Source organism: Saccharomonospora xinjiangensis XJ-54 (assembly GCF_000258175.1).
In the GTDB taxonomy this organism is placed as follows: Bacteria; Actinomycetota; Actinomycetes; order Mycobacteriales; family Pseudonocardiaceae; genus Saccharomonospora; species Saccharomonospora xinjiangensis.
The window spans coordinates 3159702-3179188 of record NZ_JH636049.1 but is presented as its reverse complement, the minus strand read 5'-3'; the positions used below and the strand labels follow the sequence as shown (position 1 = coordinate 3179188).

Here is a 19487-nt window from a genome sequence, read left to right as displayed (position 1 = left end):
CTCACTTCACCTCGTCTGTACGCGTCACCGAGAAACCGGAGGTACGCAGCGCGTACGCGAAGGCGTCCGCCAGTGTGGCCCTCGTGGCGACCTCACCGAGGTCGATGCCGAGTTGCACCATCGTCTGAGCGATCTGGGGGCGGATACCGCTGATGATGCATTCCGCGCCCATCAGCCGGGCCGCCATCGCCGTCTTGAGGAGGTGCTGCGCGACGAGCGTGTCAACGGCGGTGACCCCGGTGATGTCGAGGATCGCGACCCGCGCCTGCTGCTTCACGATCTGTTCGAGCAGGCTCTCCGTAGCGGCCTGACTGCGCATGCTGTCGAGCGTGCCGATCAGCGGAATGGCGAGAATGCCGTTCCACAGCTTCACCACAGGGGTGGACAGCTCCGCGAGCTGCTCCTGCTGTGCCAGGATCGTGTCCGCGCCCGCGGACAGCTCGATCTCCAGCAAGGTAATGCGGAGCGTGTTCAGGACGGTGGAGAGCGTGATCGCGCCGTAGTAGGCGTCGTCGCCTGTCACGTCCTGCTGCTGCCACAAGCGCAGCAACGGCTGCTTCAGCGAAGTCACGTCGGGCCGCTTGCTGCCGGAGGGGCCTCCCGCCGACCGTGCGGCGAGCGAGCCGAGCACCGTGCGGACCATGGCGAACCCGTCCGCGGAGGGGTCCTCCTCGGAACGGGCCTGGATGACCTCCTTCACGCCGCTCAGCAGAGCGGCCGCCTCCTCAGCCGCGTCAGCCTGGTTCCGGTGACTGAAGAGGGAGCTCGCGAGCCACTCGCGCTGGATGTCATCCTGGTGCTCTTCCAGGAAACGGAGCACGCGAAGTCGGACGGGGTGAGGGGTCTCGTCGGTCATAGATCGGCTCCAGAACTGGATGGCTGGGTTCTTCGCGCTGATAGGTGCGGCTCTCCCTGGCAAACTTAAGGCACGACAGGGCTAACCTCCAGGTCGGGTACTGCCTGGTAGGGGGTGTAGGCGACATCCAGGAGCGGTCGAACATGACGGACGGCGACAAACCGCCCACGACACGAACCCACAACAGTCCCGAAAGATCGACGGTACACGTCGATCTGGTCAACAACGCCGAGGGACGCATCACTCTCTGTGGTGAGATCGACCACGGGATCGTGCCGCGGTTCGACGACGCGCTTGATCGGTTGCTCGCCGAAGGCGCCGACCGGCTCGTGATCGACTTCGACCGGCTCTCCTTCTTCGACTCCGCCTGCATCAGCGCTCTCGTCAGGGCACACGCACGAGTCACCGAACGTGGAGGGACCGTGAAATTGGTCAACGTGGACCGATACGCCCACCGGGTCCTTCAGATCTCCGGCCTGCTGCCGCTCTTCGACATCGAACCGGAAACGTAGATGAACGGGCGGCGGGCCGGTGTCCCGCACGCGACTCCACTGGTGGACGTGCGGCTCAGCGTTGACAGAGACATCCCGACACAGGCAAGGCGGGCCGCAGGCGCCGTACTCGGCGACATCGAGCCGAACACGAGGTACAACTTCCTGCTCATTGTCTCGGAACTGGTGGCGAACGCCGTTCTGCATTCCCGTAGCCCCAAGTGGCTGCGGGTGCTGAGGCGAGGGTCGGTGTTGCGCGCCGAGGTGCACGACGGGAGCAGGGAGCCACCGCTCGTGCTCGCCCCCTCGCCCTACCGGGCACACGGGCGCGGCATGTTCCTCGTGGACTCCTTCGCCGACGACTGGGGTGTCGAGACGAACCCGGCCGGAAAGATCGTGTGGGCCGAGGTGAACGCGCCGTTGCGCGGGGACAGGGAAGGCTGATCCGGTCGCCGAGCGCCCCATGTCACGAGTCGAGCCCATCCCGATCCGCCCAGTCCAGCAACGTCTCCAGCGAGTAGGCGACGTCGTCTATCCCCTTGTGCAGGTCGCCCACCTCGGCGAACCGCGAGGGGACGGTGGCGATCGTGCAGTCGCCGGGTTCGACGTCGTCGATCTCGTCCCACCGCAGCGGCGTGGACACGGTCGCCTCGGGAACACCACGGACGGAGTAGGCGGCGGCGATCGTGTGGTCGCGTGCGTTCTGGTTGAAATCGACGAACACCGCGGCCGGGTCACGGTCCCTGCGCCACCACGCCGTCGTCACGTCTTTCGGCGCCCGCCTCCCGACCTCGACCGCGAACGCGTGTGCCGCTCTCCTGACCCGCGCGAAGTCCCAGTGAGGTTCGATGCGCACGAGGATGTGCAAACCCCTGCCGCCTGAGGTCTTCGGCCAGCCCCGCATGCCGAGTTCCTCCAACACCTCGTGCGCCACATGAGCCACCCGTCTCACCGCGCCGAATCCGCTCTCGGGCATGGGGTCGAGGTCGATCCGCCACTCGTCGGGGTGCTCGGTGTCGGCTCGGCGTGAATTCCACGGATGGAACTCGACGGTGGACATCTGCACCGCCCAGATGACGTGTGCGAGTTCGGTGACGCACAGTTCGTCGGCGGTGCGGTTGTAGCGGGGAAAACGCACGCGAACGGTGTCCAACCAGGACGGCGCACCTCGCGGGACGCGCTTCTGATGCACCTTCTCCCCACTCACCCCGGTGGGGAACCGGTGCATCATGCAGGGCCGCTCGTACAGCGCACGCACGATGCCCTCACCCACCGCGAGGTAGTACCTGGCGAGGTCGAGTTTGGTTTCGCCCCGCGCCGGAAAGTACACGCGGCCGGGGTGGGTGAGGCGCACCGTGCGGTCGCCGACGTCCAACTCGACAGCGTCGTCCGTGCCCATGGCCCCACGGTAACGGCGCCGCGCTGTCCGCGTCGGTCGTCGCTAGCCGGTGATGTTGTTCAGCACGGACACGAGCTGGGACTCCTCGTAGTCGAGGTGTGCCTCGATCTCCTCCGTGAGGTGATCGACCTTCGCCCGCAGCTCGTCACGGCTGAGGTCAGCGGACTGGATGGCTTCCTCAAGCTCCTCGATGAGCCGCTCGACGACGCGGTGTTCCTCGCGCAGCCGTCGCATGACCGGTTCGAGTTCGGGGTGCCGCTCGTCGAGGACGGGAAACAGTTCGGCGTCCTCCGCGGTGTGATGGTGTGCCAGTCCCCTGCACACCATGAGGCAGTTGATGCGCAGTTGAGCACCGAGCCCCGGCCCGGAGCGGGCGATCTCCTGGCGGACGAGTGCCAGTTCGCGCCGGAACATGGCGTGGGTGGCGACAAGGTCGTCCCCCCACGGGCGCTCACTCGGCTTCGCGGCGACGGGCGAGAGCGCCACCACGGGGATGACCCTGTCGGTCTTGCGCTGGTACTCGGCCCAGCCGGGGTCGGCCTCGACCGCGCGGGAGAACGCCTCGTCGCGTTCCTCGCCCGCGAGGATCTCCGCCTCAGCCTCGAAGGTGAACGTTCCGGTCTCCACGGTGGCCCTCTGGTCGGCGCGGAGGTTGTGGAACCAGGCCGGATGCCGGTCCGAACCGGCCGCCGACGCGATCACGAGCATGCGTCCGTGCCCGTCATGTAGGAAACCGAGCGGTACCGTGTGCGGCTTCCCGCTGCGGGCACCGGTTGTGGTGAGCAGGAGCAGGCGAGCGCTCTCGAACGGCCCGCCCACCGTCCCTCCGTTGGCGCGGAATTCCTCGATGATGGCGTTGTTGAAATCAGTCAAAGCTCTTCCTTTGCAGGATCTGACGCAAAAAGTACACAGTGGACAGTAATCGGGAGGCGCACCACACCGGTGGCATGCGAGAACCGGCGATGGCGAAGCGGTCTCAGCTCCGACCTGACGACCGGCGCCGCGAGCGAAATCGCGCGGAAAACGAGTGCGGTGCGCGGACGATCAGATCCGACCCGCGGTGATTTGTGCGGTCACTGCACCCTCCCCAGAGAATCGGTGCCCGGAGACGGTGCGGAAGGCAGTAGCACGACACGAAACGCAGCGACACGAAATGCGACAGCACAACGCACCACATCACGGGGCACGCCGCCATGCAACCGCAATCGATAGCAGTCGGTCAAGTTCGTCACGGCGCCACGATGCGATCGCTCACGGCGAGCGAGACCACATCGCCCTCGGTCATGCCCGGCTTCAGAACGAGGGTTCGCTCGTCGTCAGGCGCGTCCGGCCGCGAGAAGTTCCTTCTCAACGCCGAATCAGGGTGGCGTCCTGGAATACGGTGGAGCTTGGACCGAAGAATCGCCGGGGACCACGAGCGGAGTCGAACTCTCTCACCCCGGCACGTCACCAGTGGAGCCAATGGATGCTGCTTGCCGAACATCGCGAGTCGGTGTGCGACTACGCCCGCAGAATGGTCAGTGACGGGCTCGTGGTCGGCACATCGGGAAACCTCTCGGTGAGGAAGGGCGACCTCGTCGCGGTCACACCGACGGGCGTGGATTACGCATCCCTGCGTCCCGAGGACATCCCGGTGCTGCGGCTCGACGGTTCGCCGGTTGCCGGAGACCTCCTTCCGACGAGCGAGTTGCCCATGCACCTCGCCGTGTATCGCGAGGCGGGCGACCCCGACGGCGCGGACATCACCGCGGTGGTGCACACGCATTCCACCCACGCCGTCGCCGTCTCGACACTGGTGGACGAGGTACCCGCCGTGCATTACCTGGTCGCCACCATCGGTGAGAGTGTCCGCGTCGCGCCGTACGCCACCTACGGCACCGAGGAACTCGCGACCAACATGCTCGCGGCGCTGGAAGGGCGCAGGGGTTGCCTGCTCGGCAACCACGGCACCCTCACCTATGGAACCGGACTCGCTGCGGCGTACTCGCGCGCGCAGCAGTTGGAGTGGGTGTGTCAGGTGTGGCTGACAGCGCGATCCGTCGGCTCGCCGCGGTTGCTTCCCCGTGAGGAGATCGAACACGTCGTGGACCGGCTCCGCGGCTACGGACAGAAGTAACGGCGTGCGCTGCCACGGCAGGGAAGCACGCGGCCGACCGTGACCACCGTGGCTGATCGCTATGGTGACCCCATGAAGCTCGGGCTGTCTCAGCTGATCGACCCTCGGCTGATCCCGTTGATCGATTCGACTCGCGCCTTCTACGAGCGGCGAGGCATGGGCCGTGGCCCGGGTAGCTGGAGCGAACTGCGGGCGGTCCGTGCCGAGGCGCCATCTCCGGCCCCTTCGAACCCTCCCGCAGCCGTCGAGATCGTCGGGTGGGGTGACCGCACCGTCCCGGTGAGGATTCACGTTCCGGGGTCCGCTTCGCCGAGGGGTGTGCTTCTCGACATCCACGGTGGTGGCTTCTACCTGGGTTCGGCGGCGGGAAACGATGTCCGCAACCGCGAACTGGCCGACTCACTCGGTATCGCGGTCGTCAGCGTTGACTATCGGCTCGCGCCGGAAGACCCGTGGCCCGCCGCACCCGACGATTGCGAGGCAGCAGCCCTCTGGCTCGCGGAACACGCGGCAACCCGATTCGGCACATCGCGTCTCGCCATCGGTGGATTCTCCGCCGGTGCCACCCTCGCGATGACGACTCTCGTTCGGCTCCGCGATCGGAGCACCGCCGCTTTCGCTGCCGCCGTGCTCCAGTTCGGAACCTACGACCTCAGCGGGCAGACCCCCAGTGGACGGCTGATCGCCGACGAGTATTTCCTCGACGCCTACGCCGGTCGTGCTCCCGACCGCACCCACCCGGACATCTCGCCGATCTATGCCGATCCCGAGGGCCTGCCACCGGTGCTGATCATCGTCGGCGAAGAGGACATCCTGTTGCGGGACAACCTCGCCATGGCCGCACGGCTGGCCGCCGCCGACGTCGATGTCGATCTGCGGGTCTACCCCGCCGCGCCACACGGTTTGACCGTCCACAGGACCCCCATGGCCGACGCCGCGCTCGACGACCTCCACGCCTGGCTCGCCACCCACCTCACGTCGTGACGGTCAGCACGCTCGGCGCGATCACCGCTGCTGCACCCGCAGGCCGATCACCGAGGTGACGGTTCCACCGCTCCTCTGAGGAAGATGGCCACCGCATCGGCGAAGCGGCCGACGCTCTCGGCACTTCCCGGCTCCGGCGCGTCGAGCGCACCGTTTCCCGCCACCCGGTCGAACACGAGCCCTTCCGTGAACGCCACGAGGTCGGCACCCGCCCGCGGTTCGGAGGCGCCCAGCGTCGTGAGCAGGTCGGCCGCGAGTGGCACGGAGAAGGCGGCACGAGCGAGTGCGGCACGCAGCTCCGGTTCGTCGGCGACCTCGACCACGAGCGCGTACCGGGCCATGGTGTCCCTGCGACGGGGTCCCACCATGTGATCCAGCAACGAGGCGATGCGCAGGGCGGCGTCCTCGACGTCCGAGGGCGCCTCCTGCTCTTCTTCGGCCTCCTCGAAGTCCGCTCGTGCCCGCAGGGCGAGCCGGGTCACGGCCGCGCGCAGGAGTTCCTTGCGGGTGCGGAAGTAGAACGAGGTCGAACCGACGGGCAGACCGAGGCGAACGTCAACGGCGCGGTGGGTGAGTGCCCGCGCTCCCCGTTCAGCCGCGACGTCGAGCGCCGCCTCGCCGATGAGCACGCGGCGATCTGTGTCACTCAAGGCCGTCACCTCCTCTCACCCGGAGTTACTCTACGAGCCTAGAGACTCTTCACCTGTAGAGGGGCTGGGATGGATTTCGAGGCGCACCTCACCGCAGCCGCCGCCGCTCACGGTTTCGTTCCTGACACCGCTCAGCGCGCCGCCGCGGCAGTGCTCGCCGACCTCGGACGTGAGCTGCGGCGCCGGCCTCGGCGGTTCGCCCGTGGCGTCTACCTGCACGGCCCTGTCGGGCGGGGCAAGACGTTCCTCGCCGACACCTTCCACGCCACGGTCGGCGTTCCCACCAGGCGCGTTTCGTTCCACGAGTTCTTCGACTCGCTGCACAGTGCCGTGTTCAGCCACGGTTCCGCCGATGCCGCCATCGCACAGTGGGCAGGCGACAGCAGGCTCGTCGTGTTCGACGAATTCCAGGTGGACGACCCCGGCGACGCAGCGCTGCTCACCCGGCTGCTCACGGTCCTGAGAAAGCGGCGGGTCAGCCTGGTGCTGACCTCCAACCACCATCCCCACGACCTGCTGCCCAACCCCCTCTACCACCACCTTTTCCTCCCCGGGATCGCGCTGCTGGAGGAGTGCGTCCGCGTCGTGACCGTGTCGGGCCCGCGTGACTACCGGGCGCACGACGCACCGCTCGGGAACTTCGCGGGCGGATACACCTGGAACGGCGCTTCGGACGACGCGGCCGGGCGACGGCACATGCCCGAGCCTCTCGAGCGCACCACGCTGACGATGCGGTCGCGCACCCTCGGCGCGCTCGCCGTGCGTGGCACCGAGGTGTGGTTCGACTTCGCGGAGCTGTGCGAACGACCGGTGTCCACACAGGACTATCTCGATCTGGCCGAACGCTTCGACACCTGGGTGCTCACCGGTGTGCGCCCCGCCATGACTGGCGACGGCTGGCAGCGCTTCGCCAATCTGGTTGACATCCTCTACGACCGCGACCGCACGCTGTACGTGCGGGCTGATCGATCACTTCCCGACCTGCTGCGCGACAGTCCGATGAGGACCGAGCGAACGGCGAGCAGGCTCGCATTGCTCACCAGGGCGAGCTGAGACAGCTCGAACGGCCCGGTCTCGTGATGAGACCGGGCTGCGCGAAGGGCCGCCGGCGCGCGCGGCTCGTCCCGTCGTCACTGCCGGGGAAACCGCATGGTCACCGTGCCGGGGCCGGCGAGGCTGTGGCCTTCCTCGTTTCGAGCGCGGGACTGTCCGCGAGCTTCAGCCAGACGACGCCCGCGATGATCACGGCCAGCCAGAACGCCCGAGTGAGGGTGAGGGTCTCGTCGAAGAACACCGGGCCGAGCACGGCCGCACCGACGGCGCCGATGCCCGCCCAGACGGCGTACCCGATCCCGACATCGATGTTCTTCAGCGCGACGCTCAGGGCGAACAGCGTCAGGAGGAAGAACACGGCGGCGGAGACGGACCAGCCGAGAACGGTGAAGCCTTGGCTGCCGCCGACGCTCAGCGCGTAACCCACCTCGAACACTCCGGCAAGGAGTAGCACGAGCCATGCGCCTGCCTTGTTGGTCTGCGCGACATTCGTGGTCATGAATCGGTCCCTTCGGGATTGGCTTTGTCAGGGTTCTCGGGCGAGGGTGTGGTCACGCCGCGCCGCTGAGCTGGAGTCCGACGACCCCGGCGATGACGATGAGGATGCCGAGGAGCTTCTTGACGTTCAGTCGCTGACCGAGGAAGAGCGTGCCGACGACGACGATCCCGACACCTGCCACCGAGGTCCAGACCGCGTATCCGACACCGACGTCGAAGGTGAGCAGCGCGAGGCTGAGGAAGAAGGTCGCGATACCACCGCTGACCAGCGTCGCGACGGTCCACCACAGGTGGGTGAACCCCTTCGCGTTACTCGCCGCGAGGGCGACCAGGATTTCGAAGATCACGGCGATTCCCAAGTAGAGCCAGCTCATGATGTCCCTTTCGATTTCGTTGGTGAAGCCGACGGTGGCTGCGCGCCACCGTGTCCGATGTGGAGGAAGCGTTCGAAGGGCTCCAGCCCGCGAGGGACTTCGAGCCGACGAACCATGCCGGTGGCGGCGAGGCGAGAGGGGTTGACGCCGTAGGCCGGATAGCTGCGGCGGTAGTCGAAGCCGTACGCGGCCGCGGTGTCGCTGTCCACGGCGACGTAGACCCGCTCGACCCCGTGGTCGATGGCGAAGCGGTAGCAGAGGCCACACGGCTCACCCGTCGCGAGCAACCACGTGCCCCGGAGGTCGTCGCGCTTGCTCAACGCCTCACGCATGGCCACGATCTCGGCGTGTGCCCTCGGGTCCCGGGTCTCGTACACCAGGTTGACGCCGGGCGCGGAGACGTAGCCGCCGTCGCCGACGACCACCCCGACGAACGGAAGGCCGCCGGACTCGACGTGCCGGATGCCGTACTCGACCGCCTCCCGCATCAGCCCGGTCAGCTCGGCCTCGGACCGGTTCATGCCGTGCGCTCCCGCGCTGCCGAGTTGTCGGCGTTGTCGGCGGCCTGCTTCAACTGGTCGGCGTCCAGCACGCCCGAGTAGAGACGGCCGTCGATCCGGAAGCTCGGGACAGCGGTGACGCCGACGAGCTCGGCTGCGTATCGTTGGTCGTCGCGCTGGCGGGCGAAGCGCTCCTCACTGGCCAGCGCCTTCTCCACGTCGTCCCTGTCGAGCCCGACCGAGGTCGCCACCTCGACGATCACCTCGTCAAGGCCGATGTTGCGGTCCTGCTGGAAGAACGCCCGGAACATGGCCGACGAGTACTCGGCCGCGATGCCACGTTCCTTCGCCAGTTGCAACACCACGAAAGCCTTGGCGGTCCGCGGCTGCGGTGATGACGAGGGCAGTGTGATGTCCATGCCAAGCCGCTCCGCCATCGGATACACCGATCGGCTCCACACGTTCGGCAGGTAGTCGTCCTCCGGCCGCAGTGTCGGCACCGGGTCGGGCCGCAGCTCGAACGGCCGGATCTCCACCTCCACGTCACGGTCGCGCTCCAGCTCCGCGACCGCGTCCTCCACGAGGAAGCAAAACGGGCACACGTAGTCCACGAACACTTCGACCTTCGTGCTCATCGAACATCCTCCACTATCTGCCTGTACATACATATATAACCCTGGACTTCACCCACGCACTCTCACGGCGAGAAGGCTAGGAAGAGACGGCGTCGCTGACGTCGATCAAGGCACGACTGAGCCGACCGGCGTCCACCTGCGGATAGCGCGCGGCCACGTCGCCGAGCAGTTCGCGAACCCGTTCGCCGTAAGGACCGCGCACATCCCGGAGCAGGCTCTCCCCTTGCTCGGTGAGGACCGCGTAGACGCCCCGCCCGTCGTCGGGGCAGACATCCCGGAAGGCCAGCCCCTTCGTCTCCAGCCTGCTCACCAACCGGGTCACCGAACTCTGGTTCAAGCCAACCCGATAGGCGAGATCGTTCACGCGCAACTCCCTGTCGGGAGCCTTGGCCAGATGCGCCAGCGCACGGTACTCGGTCAGGCCGAGCCGGTAGGTCTCCGTCAGCCACTTGCCGAGGCTCGCATCCACCGCCGAGGCGAAGACGGCGACCTGAGACCAGGCCGAACTGAGTTCCTCCGCAGATATCTGCATGCGCATGCAGTGAATCTACCACGATCCACGTAGAACGCAAACCTGGCGGGCGCTGCCCACAGGGGAAAGAGGCGGGCGCGGTGATGTCGCCCCCCATGACCACAACAAAGAACGCCGGCAGTCCGCGAGGCCCCGATCGTGGTCTATCCAACGTCAGGCAGGACACCTAGAATCGAACTTATGTTCGATAGCTTCTGTCACTCGCGCCACGGCATCCGAAATCGTTTCGTGCTCCCAGACGCGAACGACACCCCAACCGGCCGCCGACAGAGCCACGTCCGCACGTCGGTCCCGCTCGACGTTCCGCCGTAGCTTCGGAGTCCAGTACCACTCGTTGCGAGTTGGTTGACGACCATGCTCCGGACACACGTGCCAGAAGCAGCCGTCAACGAACACAGCAACTTTGTGTCGCGTAAAGACGATGTCAGGCCGTACACGAACGCCGGTCGGGAGATCAAGCCTGTGATCCTTGCGGAACCTGTAACCCAGCCGGTGCAGTTGGCTACGCAGCAGAACTTCAGGCTTCGTGTTCGCCCGCCGGTTGGCTCGCATATTGCGAGACCGCCCCTCATCCATCGCCTCAGGACATCTGGTCTGCCCACGAACATGCTGCTGCGGACGGCCTCCACCAACCTGCGACACCGCTCCCACATCCAACACCGTCCCTAGCTCCGCCGTCGGCATAAGGCAAGATACTTACATGCTCCCGCGCGGCGCAGGAAGGAGAGCTTCGATGACAAAGCACGAAGTGGTCGAGATCTGCGCTGGCGCCGGTGGGCAAGCGTTGGGCCTGGAGAAAGCTGGGTTCGAGCATGCGCTGGCGATAGAACTCGACGAGAACGCATGCAACACCCTCCGGACCAACCGCTCCACCTGGAAAGTTGCCGAAGGAGACGTCGCCGATCTGTCCGTGTGGGACCCGGCTGATTACGAGGGAGTTGCGCTACTCGCCGGCGGTGTGCCGTGCCCGCCGTTCTCCATCGCAGGCAGGCAACTAGGGGCAAGCGACGAACGTGACCTCTTCGCCTGGGCTGTCGAACAAGTCGCTGTTGTGCGACCACGGGCATTGCTACTCGAGAACGTGCGCGGCTTGAGCATGCCGCGCTTCACTGGCTACCGGCAGCACGTTTTAGACCGGTTGACTCAGTTTGGCTATGTAGCGGAGTGGAGGCTTCTCCATGCTTCTGATTTCGGTGTACCTCAGCTCCGACCTCGGTTCATCTTGGTCGCTCTAAAACCCGAGGATGCCCCATATTTCCGCTGGCCCGAACCCAGGTCGTCCGCGCCCACCGTCGGGGAGACGCTGATCGACCTGATGGCATCTAATGGCTGGCACGGGGCCAAGGAATGGGCAAAGAGGGCAGATAAGATCGCTCCGACAATCGTAGGAGGATCGAAGAAGCACGGTGGTGCCGACCTCGGACCGACTCGGGCGAAGCGAGCCTGGGCAGCGCTAGGCGTTGACGCCCTCGGTATAGCTGATGCTCCCCCGTCAGCCAAGGAATCTGACGACTTCAAACCGAAGCTCACCTGCGAGATGGTGGCCAGAATTCAGGGCTGGTCGGATGAATACACATGGGAATTCACAGGCCGTAAGACCTCCCGTTACCGGCAAATCGGCAACGCCTTCCCTCCACCAGTCGCACACGCAGTGGGCTCCGCGATCATGCGCGCATTCCACCACGAAGGAACTCCCAAAACCGTAGACGATACCGAGCACGATCCGATTTATAAGACACTCCGGGCATCCTCGGGCTTCGTGACCCCGGAACGGCTAATGAAGTCAGCCGACCTCGATGACCGGGCTGAGCTCGAACGCCGCATCGGCCTCCTCAGCCGGGACTTCGAGGTCGAGATCCGCACAGAGGGAACTAAGACCCGGTACAGACTTGGCAGCTTCAAAGCCTTCATCGGACAAGAAGATCATGCTCGTCACGATCTCTTCCTTAAGCACCGGGCGCGTATCAGTTAGAGGCCGTCAGGGTTGCCCGACTTCACGAAACAGCCGGGCAGTCTCGACCACCGTCAGCGCTTTCCGTTCTTATTACGCTTGTTCGACGGGTCCCGCCTCGCCACCTCTGCGCGAATTGAGCCTTCCGGCCACGGCTCCCAACGCTCGGCTCGATACCAGGTGTTGGTCCGGCCAGTGATCGGATCTTTTGACCTCCGCGTCCTTATCTCCCACCCCAGGAGACGAAGCTCTCGAAGACGTTTTTGCCAGTCTTCCTGATACTGCTGCATGGATGCGACGACACCAATCAGACTGGAAGGAACCCAGCTACCATGGAAGGCTTTTAGTAGCTCCCCCAATCCGGCCATGTGGTTCTGGATGCAATGATGCCGCCGCGATTTCTTCGGCATATTCATCATATGTGGCATAGAAAGCTTTTTTGCCGGAATTGCAATCCTCACATAGAGGCTGCAGATTCTCGATATCGTCGGCACCTCCCCATTCCCGGGGAACCTTATGATCAACGACCAGGACGACACCATGTTCCAGCGGCTGACGTCCGCACTGCGCGCAGCGCTGAGGAGCGAGAACCTCGGCACGCACCCGCTTGCTGACACCTTTCCTCGACCCGGCTTTCTTGACCTTCGACCATCCGGTCAGCCTGTACCGATAGTCAGCCCCAAGCCGGACCGCTGGCACATCGAAGTGATCACGTAAGTCACGCACACGCCGGTCCGTCTGCGCCGGAGCCTCCCCAAGCCGCTCCGCGAGATATGCCCGGATCTCCCGCATCGTCGGAGGATCATCACGTCGCTCGAAGAGGTACGCGTACAGCAGCCTGTGCGACTCAGTGGGTAGCACGTCAAGTTCCGGCGAGTCCGGCAACGGCAATGGTCTCTGTTCCATACGATCATCGTGGCCGACGAGATCCGGCAAGATTGTTCAGCCCTGCTCCCACACCCTCCCGCCGCAGCCATGCGCAGGCCGAGACCACGGCCATCCGCGCCTTTCCTTGACACCGAAGCGAACCCGCCCGACACGACGACCGAAGCAGCCACTCACCCCAGCAGCAGCGCAAACGAGCCCACCAGCATCACGACAGCCGTTGCGCCGTGGATACCGTAGGCCGCACCACGTGGGCCGCGGGCACACAGAACCGCCGCCGCATCACCGATCGGCGCGAGGGTGAACCCCAGCAGCGCGACCCCGATCACGGGATTCGACGCCGTCGCGAGCAGGGCAAGCAGCACCACCCCTGAGGCGATGTCTCGGGCGGACTTGACGCTCAGCCAGGACCGGAAAACCGGATCGTCGGTTCGTGTGCCGGGTATGCCGAATCCCGCCGCATTGCTCGGCATCGCCAGAGCCAACACCCCGATGATGATGATCGCCACCCCGACCAGCCCGGCAATGATGAGCCCGACAACAGCCATGACCGTCTCCCCTCCACAGGTATCTAGCATCGCTAGATTTCATAGCAAGAGCTAATCATAGCGAAATTAGAATGTCTAGCACTGCTAGACTCCCGGTTATGACACTCTCCGAACGGCGCGCCCGCGAGCGCACCGAGCGCGAACGATTGATCGTTCGAGTCGCCCGCGAACTGGCCGAAGCCGAGGGCTGGGATGCGGTGACCGTCCGCCGCCTTGCCGACCGCGTGGAATACAGCCAACCCGTCCTCTACAGCCACTTCCGAGGCAAAGCTGCCATCGTGCGGGCCGTCGCCCTCGACGGTTTCACCGATCTCGCCCGGCAACTGCACGCAGCACGGGAAACCGCTTCTTCGCGCCGTGCGCTGCGCGCGGTAAGCGCCGCCTACCTTCGTTTCGCCGCCGAACACCCCGCTGTCTACGAGGCGATGTTCGAGATGCCGAATGACGTGCCGTTTGCCAGCGATGACACTCCCGAACCCCTTCGGGCCTGTTTCACAGCCTTCACCTCGGCCCTCCCTGCGGGCACCCGCGACATCGACCTGGCGGCCGAGGTGATCTGGAGCGCGCTGCACGGCCTGGCCGCGCTCGCCCGCGACGGCCGCATTCCGCCGCAACATCAGGAGGCTCGCCTCGATCTTCTGCTGTCACGGATTGCTGGAGAAAACCAGTGATCCCGGTGAGGACACCCGCTCGCGACGGAGGCCGGTGGAGCAGCCACCTCACCAACGTCCGATCCACGGCGAGCGACGAACGCTTGACCGGCACTGCGCAGCCACGCGTCACCGCAAGCGGCTCACGATCACCGTGGCCTCTCGTGATCCTGTTTCCTTCGTAGGCTGCTTCGCCATCGCGGTCGGATACATCGATACGTCGTGATCCGGGGCGGCAAGAAATTATCTTGTCGGCTCCAGCATGGGTGCGGTGGGTTAGGGTCCAGTTATGTCGAGCTTCGCGGTCACACCGATAGGCACGGTCGAAAACGAGCGGACCGACGTCCAGCACTCGGACAACTGGGGTGCTGTCCGCAGCACGATCGTCATCGACGAGCGCTTCGGCGAGGCGTGCCTCCAAGGTCTGGAGGACTTCTCCCACGTGGAAGTTCTCTTCATCTTCGACCAGTTACCGGAGCTCGACGACTACCGCGAACCCCGCCCGAATCGCGGTCGCCCCGACCTTCCACCCGTCGGCATCTTCGCAGGCCGCGGCCCCCGCAGACCGAACCGCATCGGGTCAACGTGCTGCGCCATCGAATTCGTCCGCGGCCGCGAACTGACCGTGGTGGGCCTCGACGCGGTCTCGGGCACCCCGGTGGTCGATCTCAAGCCGGTCATGGCGGAGTTTCTCCCCGTGAACGTCTCGCAGCCGGAATGGGTCAGCCGCCTGATGTCCGAATACTTCAAGCCGTAGGTGCCCATCAGGTGAGGAGATGCCACAGCACTGGATCCGTGCGGTCGTACTGCTGCCGACTCGAACTTGGCACGCGCCCGTATGCGAAGGTGGCCGGGTGCTCCTGCCACGCGACAACGCGCTGTTTCTCCTTGAGTCCAAGCCCATGCTTGTGCTCGGCGACGCTCCGGTGCACCGACATCTGCCCCCGTTGCGTGCCTCGACTCAGCAGCCGCCCCTTTGCGAGGGATGGTCGATCCTCGCAAGGCTTACGCTGTGTGTCGTTGATGGGCCAGGCGAGGCGGGATGTCTTGTGCCAACCCTGCTCCCCTCCGCGGAGGCGGACGAGGTCACGCATATGAACACGTGGTGCGCTGCGGTGGACGAGTTCGGCGGGGCCGTGGTCGTCTCGCTGGACGGCCGACCGTCCGAACTCCACTGGAAAGCCCGACTCGCCGACGGTCGTGCCCGCGGCGGCTTCGTCGGGGTCGCCTGACGGCCCGCCGCAAGCCGCTTCAAACTCCAGGATCGCAGTTACTGCTGCACCGATATGCGTGCAAACCAGCTCGGCGATCACCCGTCGTCTGATGACGTCGCGACCAAGCCAAATTGGGGCCACAGGGCTGTCCCACTCGTCAGGCAGAGTGCTGTGTCGTGCTCGGCTGGGTACCGTGACGCCGCGCCATCAGGCGGTCAGGTGTGCCGCGAAGGTCAGACCGAGTGAGTCCCCACCGTCATCGACTCGGCCCATCGGCGCATGCGCTGTTCGTAACCTTCTGCGGGGAACGTGCCATCGACGGAAACATCCTCAATGGTCACCGTCGCCGTCAGCGGTGGCGGCGGGTCCCCGGCGAGCCACGGGCGTGCCCCGCGCCGATTCTGACGCACCCGATCGGCCGTGAGCTGGTGAACGGCATCCAGTCCGTCCGCGACGAACGTCGTGACGATCTGCCACTGCCCGGCGAGAGCGTGTGCCTGCGTCTGCGACCGGTGCTGCACGAGGTAACAGGCCACGTTGACGCTGTGGAACGCAGCCCACGGTTGCCGGCGTTCGTGGTCGAGGGCGAGCAATACCCTGAAAAGCTCGCCGCAGGTGCCGAAACGCCCGCTCGCTCCGCAGTCGGCGCACGCCGTGGTCTCGCCAGTCATGCCCCGACGATAGCGCGCCCCTCCCCGCAGCAGTCCTGACGCAGGAAGCTCGCCGCCAGCCGCTCTCCGAGACAGCAAACAAGGCCAGGACAGGCGGCATCAACGGATACGGACGTGCCCCCAAACCCGTTAGATGTCCATAGTGGATAGTGTCACTACGCATCACCAGTCTGCCAACCAGAACCGCCGGACCCTCCCAGCCATCCCGGAGCCTGCGCGCCCGGCGAGGGCATCTCTTTTACTGCTCGACGGTCCCACCGTGGTTGCTGGTTCCGCTCCTGGGTCCGCGTGCGGGGCGGCGGGACCGGCGTCAGCCGCACGCCTGGCGTCCCGCTGGCGCGGACCCACAGGCAGTAGGCAGGCGGCCCCGGCGGGGCCGCCCTTGAACAAGAGAAGAAAGTTTAAACACACGCGCTGTGCTGGAACAACAACCCGTGGCCGATGGGGCATGAGCGATGCCCAGCTTGGTGGTCAGGTCAGCGCTGGTCGCTTCCACCACGACCCCAACTCACCGACCAGCACCGTTGGTGCCCCCGACGGGACTCGAACCCGCACTGCGTCGATTTCAAGGCAGCGATGATCAATGTTTGTCGTCCGCTGCCACCACTTGACACTACCTGCACCATTAGCAAGTGCTAACGCTGGACCTTTATCAACGGTTGTCGTCGCATCGCGGTGATTTCCGGGGGAAAGCCGGGGAACTCGTCTTCTCCTGCGCACGCGGGTCGCCTGGTGTTCCATCCCGTCTGACCTGGCGTAGCCCGATCACGCTGTGTCAAGGGGGCAACCTTGCTCGTTGACCGGCGGCTGTCGTTGCCAGGCTTGCCCCCTTGACGCGGCGTGATAGCCCTCGGGGAGGTCAGACGGGATGGAACACCTACCGGACCACCACCGAACCGGAAGTGCCGGCACTTTCCCCGGCCATCCCGGAGACCTGCCCGCCCGGCGAGGGCATCTTCTTCCCTCACTGCGGTCCCGCCGTGGTTCCCGGTCGCCTGCCTTCCGCTCCCGGGGCCGCGTGCGGGACGGCGGGACCGGCGTCAGCCGCACGCCCGGCGTCCCGCTGGCGCGGACCCACAGGCAGTAGGCAGGCGGCCCCGGCGGGGCCGCCCTTGAACAAGAGAAGAAAGTTTGAACACACGCGCTGCGCTGCGGCTTCGGGCTGGAAGCTGTGCGGCTGGGTGGCCTGGCATGTGTGGGCGTTAGCCCTGGTCCTTCCACCACGGGCGGCCGTCAGCACCGTCCTTGGCCGCGGGGCCCACTTCGAACTCATCGAGGCTTGGACTGTCGGCGGGGTTGCCCGTGATGGCTAGTCCGGTGGCTCGTACGGCTTGGACTCGTTGCAGTGCGACTCGACGGCCGTCCGAACTGCGTTCGCGCCACTGGGCCGACTTGTGTGTCTGCCGTTCGTGGATTCGGTAGAGCCATGTCGTGGCAGGGTCGTTGTATCCGTCAGCGATCTCGGACAAGGCGGAGAACATTACGAGGTCGTCGTCAACGGGCACGCCTCCCCATCCACCACAGGCACGCACGAGCTGGGTGCGCATGAGCAAGCCAGCACAGTGGATGGGCCAGTTGCCGCCGTGTTCGATCGCCCACGTGTTCACAGCACCTGCGGCGACCCGTCCGAAGGGCAGCGCGGATTCGTACTCGCGCCGATTTCCATCCGGAAGCAGGTCGTCGGCCTGGCCGACCACCCAGTGAACACCCGGTTCGTCGAACCGAGGTAGCAAGGTCTTCAGCGCATCCGGCAGAAGTACGTCGTCGTGATCGAGGACCTGCACGATGTCACCAGTTGCACGAGTCAATGCGAGGTTGCGCGTGGCGCTGATGCCCGTGTGTGCGTTGTTGGCCGAGTACTTGATTCCAGGAACCCCTGCGACCATGCCTTCGAGGTCGGGGTGCTCGCCGTCCTCCTGCACGAGCCATTCAAGCTCCCATCCGTCCGGGAGTTCCTGGGCGGCCACGCTCTCGATCGTGGCTTTGAAGTAGTCGCTGAGCGGCGCGTATGCGGCCGTGATGATTGAAACGCGGCGAGTCATTATTTGGTGTCTTCCCATCGGGCCAGGGGTGTGTGGAAGCTGAGCATGGTGCGATCGGCGGGATACTGAGCGTCGCTGACTTCGACGACACGCTCGTCGGTGTCGATCGAGATCCGGCGTGTCCACATCAGCGGCACACCTTCGGAGAGCTGCCACTCCTGCGCTTCGACCGTTGTCGGCATTTCCGCCGTTACCTGATCGATCACCTCAGCGACCTCGACACCGACGGTGTAGAGCTGGTGCATCGTGCCCCCGGGCCACGCCTTGTTCGCAGGGTCGGAGATCGCCGGATTCGGCTTTATGAGGTCACAAGGCATCCATGACACCGACCACGCTTCGAGTGCGCCTGTGCGCTTGTCGCGGTGAGTGAACTCGCGACGTAAGAGCGAAGTCCCCTCCGGCAACCTGAAGGCATCGGCAAGTCCCTGGTCGGCGCTGACGATCGAGTACGCGGCGTCGATCTCGAAGTCGGCGACCGGACCACCCATGTCGATCTCGGCAAGCCCCTTGGTGGCTCGGACTTCCTCGGGCTGGCGAACGAGATCCTTCTCCAGCTGGTGACGTAGGTTCGAACGCTCGATACGACGCGGCATCGGTCGAACTCGCGCGGCATGCCCCCGACCACCGAGGATCAACCCCTGTTGCTTGAGCAAGGCAATCGCCCCACGGGCGGTCACCGTTGAGCACTCGTACTGCTCGGCGAGCTGCTGCAACGTCGGCAGATCGTCCCCTGCCCTCAGCTCACCTGTCTCGATCTTGATGCGCAGATCATCAGCGATTCGTAATGCGATCGGCTGCCGCGCGGCTGTCCGTCGGGGGCTCATAACCGCATCGTACTGCGCCTTCAGAAGTTTGTAAGCAAACCCCTTGCGCACCCAGAGTAGCTGGGTGTACTGTCGGAGCAGTTGGTAAGCAAACTTACAAACTAGGGAGCAAGCGTGATGCGAAACATTCCGGTGAACCTGGCGGCCTTTCGGTTGCGAGTGGTCGAGCCTCCGACGATGAAGATGCGCAAGGACGACGCGGGGCGCGAGATCGTGGTGACCGACCGCGACGGGGCGGCGAAGTTCGTGATGTCGCTGTTCGCGAAGGTCGCGGGCGAGAAGGGTGAGGAGATTCGCGTGACCCTGGACACCGACCCCGGTGAGGGCCTGGAGGAAGGCGACCTGGTCGAGCTGGTGGACGCGCGAGTCAACCCGTATTCGTTCAAGAACGATAAGGACGAGGTCATCTCTGGGATCGCTTTTAGCGCGGCCGGCGTCAAGCCGCTGGATCGCTGACTGGAAAGTCTTCCTTTTTGCCCTTCCTCTGTTGTGGTGGGCGGCCCGTTCGAGTCGGGCGGGGGCGCTATTTCGGTGTTTGATAATTCCAGAGTGGGCCGAGCTATGCCAAAAATAGTTGTTTTGGCAACTGTTCTATTCGGCGTTATATACCTTTG

General features: G+C 65.3%; 26 protein-coding genes. 10 read left to right on the top strand and 16 right to left on the bottom strand.

Going from position 1 to position 19487, the window contains the following annotated elements; translation table 11 throughout:
* Nucleotide 1 precedes the first annotated feature (1 nt).
* Nucleotides 2-856, bottom strand: a complete 855-nt coding sequence (locus tag SACXIDRAFT_RS14390; protein ID WP_006239300.1) for an STAS domain-containing protein — start codon at nt 854-856, stop codon at nt 2-4.
* A 143-nt stretch (nt 857-999) separates the two neighbouring features.
* On the opposite strand from SACXIDRAFT_RS14390, the gene SACXIDRAFT_RS14385 reads away from it, so the two are divergent.
* Together SACXIDRAFT_RS14385 and SACXIDRAFT_RS14380 are read left to right on the top strand one after the other, a co-directional pair.
* Nucleotides 1000-1368, top strand: coding sequence for an STAS domain-containing protein (locus tag SACXIDRAFT_RS14385; protein ID WP_006239299.1), 369 nt, complete (start codon nt 1000-1002; stop codon nt 1366-1368).
* Nucleotides 1369-1791: an ATP-binding protein gene (locus tag SACXIDRAFT_RS14380; RefSeq protein WP_006239298.1), complete on the top strand. Its 423-nt coding sequence runs from the start codon at nt 1369-1371 to the stop codon at nt 1789-1791.
* Between the two features lie 22 nt (nt 1792-1813).
* On the opposite strand, the gene ligD is transcribed toward SACXIDRAFT_RS14380, so the two are convergent.
* The 3 genes from ligD to SACXIDRAFT_RS23710 all read right to left on the bottom strand — a co-directional run bounded on the left by ligD (nt 1814) and on the right by SACXIDRAFT_RS23710 (nt 4097).
* Nucleotides 1814-2746: a non-homologous end-joining DNA ligase gene (gene ligD / locus SACXIDRAFT_RS14375; RefSeq protein ID WP_006239297.1), complete on the bottom strand. Its 933-nt coding sequence runs from the start codon at nt 2744-2746 to the stop codon at nt 1814-1816.
* 42 nt (nt 2747-2788) lie between these two features.
* Entirely contained in the window at nt 2789-3619 is an 831-nt protein-coding gene (locus tag SACXIDRAFT_RS14370) for a nitroreductase/quinone reductase family protein (protein WP_006239296.1), read from the bottom strand.
* Nucleotides 3620-3974: 355 nt separating this feature from the next.
* The gene (locus SACXIDRAFT_RS23710) at nt 3975-4097 is read right to left on the bottom strand and encodes a hypothetical protein (protein ID WP_269731148.1); all 123 of its coding nucleotides are present in this window, start codon (nt 4095-4097) and stop codon (nt 3975-3977) included.
* Between the two features lie 114 nt (nt 4098-4211).
* Between SACXIDRAFT_RS23710 and SACXIDRAFT_RS14365 the strand changes: the two genes are divergently transcribed.
* Together SACXIDRAFT_RS14365 and SACXIDRAFT_RS14360 are read left to right on the top strand one after the other, a co-directional pair.
* Nucleotides 4212-4862 carry a class II aldolase/adducin family protein gene (locus SACXIDRAFT_RS14365; protein WP_006239295.1) on the top strand — a complete coding sequence of 217 codons (651 nt, stop codon included), beginning with the start codon at nt 4212-4214 and terminating at the stop codon, nt 4860-4862.
* A 48-nt stretch (nt 4863-4910) separates the two neighbouring features.
* The gene (locus tag SACXIDRAFT_RS14360; RefSeq protein ID WP_232285306.1) at nt 4911-5846 is read left to right on the top strand and encodes an alpha/beta hydrolase; all 936 of its coding nucleotides are present in this window, start codon (nt 4911-4913) and stop codon (nt 5844-5846) included.
* A 47-nt stretch (nt 5847-5893) separates the two neighbouring features.
* On the opposite strand, the gene SACXIDRAFT_RS14355 is transcribed toward SACXIDRAFT_RS14360, so the two are convergent.
* The gene (locus SACXIDRAFT_RS14355; protein ID WP_408640381.1) at nt 5894-6505 is read right to left on the bottom strand and encodes a TetR/AcrR family transcriptional regulator; all 612 of its coding nucleotides are present in this window, start codon (nt 6503-6505) and stop codon (nt 5894-5896) included.
* 60 nt (nt 6506-6565) lie between these two features.
* Here SACXIDRAFT_RS14355 and zapE point away from each other — a divergent pair, with 60 nt between their 5' ends.
* Nucleotides 6566-7549, top strand: a complete 984-nt coding sequence (zapE, locus tag SACXIDRAFT_RS14350) for a cell division protein ZapE (RefSeq protein ID WP_006239292.1) — start codon at nt 6566-6568, stop codon at nt 7547-7549.
* Between the two features lie 100 nt (nt 7550-7649).
* Here the strand turns inward: zapE and SACXIDRAFT_RS14345 are convergent, their stop codons facing one another.
* From SACXIDRAFT_RS14345 to SACXIDRAFT_RS22485, 6 genes are all read right to left on the bottom strand, one after another.
* Nucleotides 7650-8048, bottom strand: coding sequence for a DMT family transporter (locus tag SACXIDRAFT_RS14345; RefSeq protein WP_006239291.1), 399 nt, complete (start codon nt 8046-8048; stop codon nt 7650-7652).
* Nucleotides 8049-8100: 52 nt separating this feature from the next.
* Nucleotides 8101-8421, bottom strand: a complete 321-nt coding sequence (locus tag SACXIDRAFT_RS14340; RefSeq protein ID WP_006239290.1) for a DMT family transporter — start codon at nt 8419-8421, stop codon at nt 8101-8103.
* Nucleotides 8418-8942 (bottom strand): tRNA-specific adenosine deaminase, encoded by a 525-nt coding sequence (locus SACXIDRAFT_RS14335; RefSeq protein WP_006239289.1) that lies wholly within the window; start codon nt 8940-8942, stop codon nt 8418-8420. The genes SACXIDRAFT_RS14340 and SACXIDRAFT_RS14335 overlap by 4 nt, the downstream gene beginning before the upstream one ends.
* Nucleotides 8939-9556 carry a DsbA family oxidoreductase gene (locus SACXIDRAFT_RS14330; protein WP_006239288.1) on the bottom strand — a complete coding sequence of 206 codons (618 nt, stop codon included), beginning with the start codon at nt 9554-9556 and terminating at the stop codon, nt 8939-8941. Before SACXIDRAFT_RS14330 ends, SACXIDRAFT_RS14335 begins: the two co-directional genes overlap by 4 nt.
* A gap of 76 nt (nt 9557-9632) precedes the next feature.
* Nucleotides 9633-10094, bottom strand: coding sequence for a MarR family winged helix-turn-helix transcriptional regulator (locus SACXIDRAFT_RS14325; protein WP_006239287.1), 462 nt, complete (start codon nt 10092-10094; stop codon nt 9633-9635).
* Between the two features lie 147 nt (nt 10095-10241).
* Nucleotides 10242-10664 carry a very short patch repair endonuclease gene (locus SACXIDRAFT_RS22485; RefSeq protein ID WP_157599674.1) on the bottom strand — a complete coding sequence of 141 codons (423 nt, stop codon included), beginning with the start codon at nt 10662-10664 and terminating at the stop codon, nt 10242-10244.
* A gap of 157 nt (nt 10665-10821) precedes the next feature.
* Between SACXIDRAFT_RS22485 and SACXIDRAFT_RS22480 the strand changes: the two genes are divergently transcribed.
* On the top strand, nt 10822-12060 hold the full coding sequence (locus tag SACXIDRAFT_RS22480; RefSeq protein ID WP_006239285.1) for a DNA cytosine methyltransferase: 1239 nt from the start codon (nt 10822-10824) through the stop codon (nt 12058-12060).
* Between the two features lie 306 nt (nt 12061-12366).
* Here the strand turns inward: SACXIDRAFT_RS22480 and SACXIDRAFT_RS22475 are convergent, their stop codons facing one another.
* Both SACXIDRAFT_RS22475 and SACXIDRAFT_RS14310 read right to left on the bottom strand, forming a co-directional pair.
* Nucleotides 12367-12945, bottom strand: coding sequence for an HNH endonuclease (locus SACXIDRAFT_RS22475; RefSeq protein ID WP_232285305.1), 579 nt, complete (start codon nt 12943-12945; stop codon nt 12367-12369).
* A gap of 152 nt (nt 12946-13097) precedes the next feature.
* Nucleotides 13098-13472: a DUF4267 domain-containing protein gene (locus tag SACXIDRAFT_RS14310; RefSeq protein ID WP_006239284.1), complete on the bottom strand. Its 375-nt coding sequence runs from the start codon at nt 13470-13472 to the stop codon at nt 13098-13100.
* 98 nt (nt 13473-13570) lie between these two features.
* Here SACXIDRAFT_RS14310 and SACXIDRAFT_RS14305 point away from each other — a divergent pair, with 98 nt between their 5' ends.
* From SACXIDRAFT_RS14305 to SACXIDRAFT_RS23090, 3 genes are all read left to right on the top strand, one after another.
* A complete protein-coding gene (locus SACXIDRAFT_RS14305) occupies nt 13571-14143 on the top strand; it encodes a TetR/AcrR family transcriptional regulator (RefSeq protein WP_006239283.1) in 573 nt (190 codons plus the stop codon).
* A 268-nt stretch (nt 14144-14411) separates the two neighbouring features.
* On the top strand, nt 14412-14879 hold the full coding sequence (locus tag SACXIDRAFT_RS14300; protein ID WP_006239282.1) for an SAM-dependent methyltransferase: 468 nt from the start codon (nt 14412-14414) through the stop codon (nt 14877-14879).
* Nucleotides 14880-15216: 337 nt separating this feature from the next.
* Entirely contained in the window at nt 15217-15354 is a 138-nt protein-coding gene (locus SACXIDRAFT_RS23090; RefSeq protein WP_157599673.1) for a hypothetical protein, read from the top strand.
* A gap of 215 nt (nt 15355-15569) precedes the next feature.
* Here the strand turns inward: SACXIDRAFT_RS23090 and SACXIDRAFT_RS14290 are convergent, their stop codons facing one another.
* The 3 genes from SACXIDRAFT_RS14290 to SACXIDRAFT_RS14280 form a co-directional block, all read right to left on the bottom strand.
* Nucleotides 15570-16007, bottom strand: a complete 438-nt coding sequence (locus tag SACXIDRAFT_RS14290; RefSeq protein ID WP_006239280.1) for a DUF5946 family protein — start codon at nt 16005-16007, stop codon at nt 15570-15572.
* Between the two features lie 1202 nt (nt 16008-17209).
* Nucleotides 17210-18049, bottom strand: a complete 840-nt coding sequence (locus tag SACXIDRAFT_RS14285) for a glycosyltransferase family 2 protein (RefSeq protein ID WP_006239279.1) — start codon at nt 18047-18049, stop codon at nt 17210-17212.
* Nucleotides 18049-18924 (bottom strand): GntR family transcriptional regulator, encoded by an 876-nt coding sequence (locus tag SACXIDRAFT_RS14280; RefSeq protein WP_006239278.1) that lies wholly within the window; start codon nt 18922-18924, stop codon nt 18049-18051. The genes SACXIDRAFT_RS14285 and SACXIDRAFT_RS14280 overlap by 1 nt, the downstream gene beginning before the upstream one ends.
* Nucleotides 18925-18990: 66 nt before the next feature.
* Between SACXIDRAFT_RS14280 and SACXIDRAFT_RS14275 the strand changes: the two genes are divergently transcribed.
* The gene (locus SACXIDRAFT_RS14275) at nt 18991-19329 is read left to right on the top strand and encodes a hypothetical protein (protein WP_006239277.1); all 339 of its coding nucleotides are present in this window, start codon (nt 18991-18993) and stop codon (nt 19327-19329) included.
* Nucleotides 19330-19487: the final 158 nt, after the last annotated feature.

Excerpts from the sequence above, each read along its gene's own strand:
- SACXIDRAFT_RS14340 (WP_006239290.1), bottom strand. The coding sequence starts at position 8,421 with ATGAGCTGGCTCTACTTGGGAATCGCCGTGATCTTCGAAATCCTGGTC.
- SACXIDRAFT_RS22480 (WP_006239285.1), top strand. The coding sequence starts at position 10,822 with ATGACAAAGCACGAAGTGGTCGAGATCTGCGCTGGCGCCGGTGGGCAA.
- SACXIDRAFT_RS14275 (WP_006239277.1), top strand. The coding sequence starts at position 18,991 with ATGCGAAACATTCCGGTGAACCTGGCGGCCTTTCGGTTGCGAGTGGTC.
- SACXIDRAFT_RS14380 (WP_006239298.1), top strand. The coding sequence starts at position 1,369 with ATGAACGGGCGGCGGGCCGGTGTCCCGCACGCGACTCCACTGGTGGAC.
- SACXIDRAFT_RS14335 (WP_006239289.1), bottom strand. The coding sequence starts at position 8,942 with ATGAACCGGTCCGAGGCCGAGCTGACCGGGCTGATGCGGGAGGCGGTC.
- SACXIDRAFT_RS14365 (WP_006239295.1), top strand. The coding sequence starts at position 4,212 with ATGCTGCTTGCCGAACATCGCGAGTCGGTGTGCGACTACGCCCGCAGA.
- zapE (WP_006239292.1), top strand. The coding sequence starts at position 6,566 with ATGGATTTCGAGGCGCACCTCACCGCAGCCGCCGCCGCTCACGGTTTC.
- SACXIDRAFT_RS14385 (WP_006239299.1), top strand. The coding sequence starts at position 1,000 with ATGACGGACGGCGACAAACCGCCCACGACACGAACCCACAACAGTCCC.
- SACXIDRAFT_RS22485 (WP_157599674.1), bottom strand. The coding sequence starts at position 10,664 with ATGGATGAGGGGCGGTCTCGCAATATGCGAGCCAACCGGCGGGCGAAC.
- SACXIDRAFT_RS23090 (WP_157599673.1), top strand. The coding sequence starts at position 15,217 with ATGAACACGTGGTGCGCTGCGGTGGACGAGTTCGGCGGGGCCGTGGTC.
- SACXIDRAFT_RS14325 (WP_006239287.1), bottom strand. The coding sequence starts at position 10,094 with ATGCGCATGCAGATATCTGCGGAGGAACTCAGTTCGGCCTGGTCTCAG.
- SACXIDRAFT_RS14290 (WP_006239280.1), bottom strand. The coding sequence starts at position 16,007 with ATGACTGGCGAGACCACGGCGTGCGCCGACTGCGGAGCGAGCGGGCGT.
- ligD (WP_006239297.1), bottom strand. The coding sequence starts at position 2,746 with ATGGGCACGGACGACGCTGTCGAGTTGGACGTCGGCGACCGCACGGTG.
- SACXIDRAFT_RS14310 (WP_006239284.1), bottom strand. The coding sequence starts at position 13,472 with ATGGCTGTTGTCGGGCTCATCATTGCCGGGCTGGTCGGGGTGGCGATC.
- SACXIDRAFT_RS14300 (WP_006239282.1), top strand. The coding sequence starts at position 14,412 with ATGTCGAGCTTCGCGGTCACACCGATAGGCACGGTCGAAAACGAGCGG.
- SACXIDRAFT_RS14330 (WP_006239288.1), bottom strand. The coding sequence starts at position 9,556 with ATGAGCACGAAGGTCGAAGTGTTCGTGGACTACGTGTGCCCGTTTTGC.
- SACXIDRAFT_RS14305 (WP_006239283.1), top strand. The coding sequence starts at position 13,571 with ATGACACTCTCCGAACGGCGCGCCCGCGAGCGCACCGAGCGCGAACGA.
- SACXIDRAFT_RS14285 (WP_006239279.1), bottom strand. The coding sequence starts at position 18,049 with ATGACTCGCCGCGTTTCAATCATCACGGCCGCATACGCGCCGCTCAGC.
- SACXIDRAFT_RS22475 (WP_232285305.1), bottom strand. The coding sequence starts at position 12,945 with ATGGAACAGAGACCATTGCCGTTGCCGGACTCGCCGGAACTTGACGTG.
- SACXIDRAFT_RS14390 (WP_006239300.1), bottom strand. The coding sequence starts at position 856 with ATGACCGACGAGACCCCTCACCCCGTCCGACTTCGCGTGCTCCGTTTC.
- SACXIDRAFT_RS14345 (WP_006239291.1), bottom strand. The coding sequence starts at position 8,048 with ATGACCACGAATGTCGCGCAGACCAACAAGGCAGGCGCATGGCTCGTG.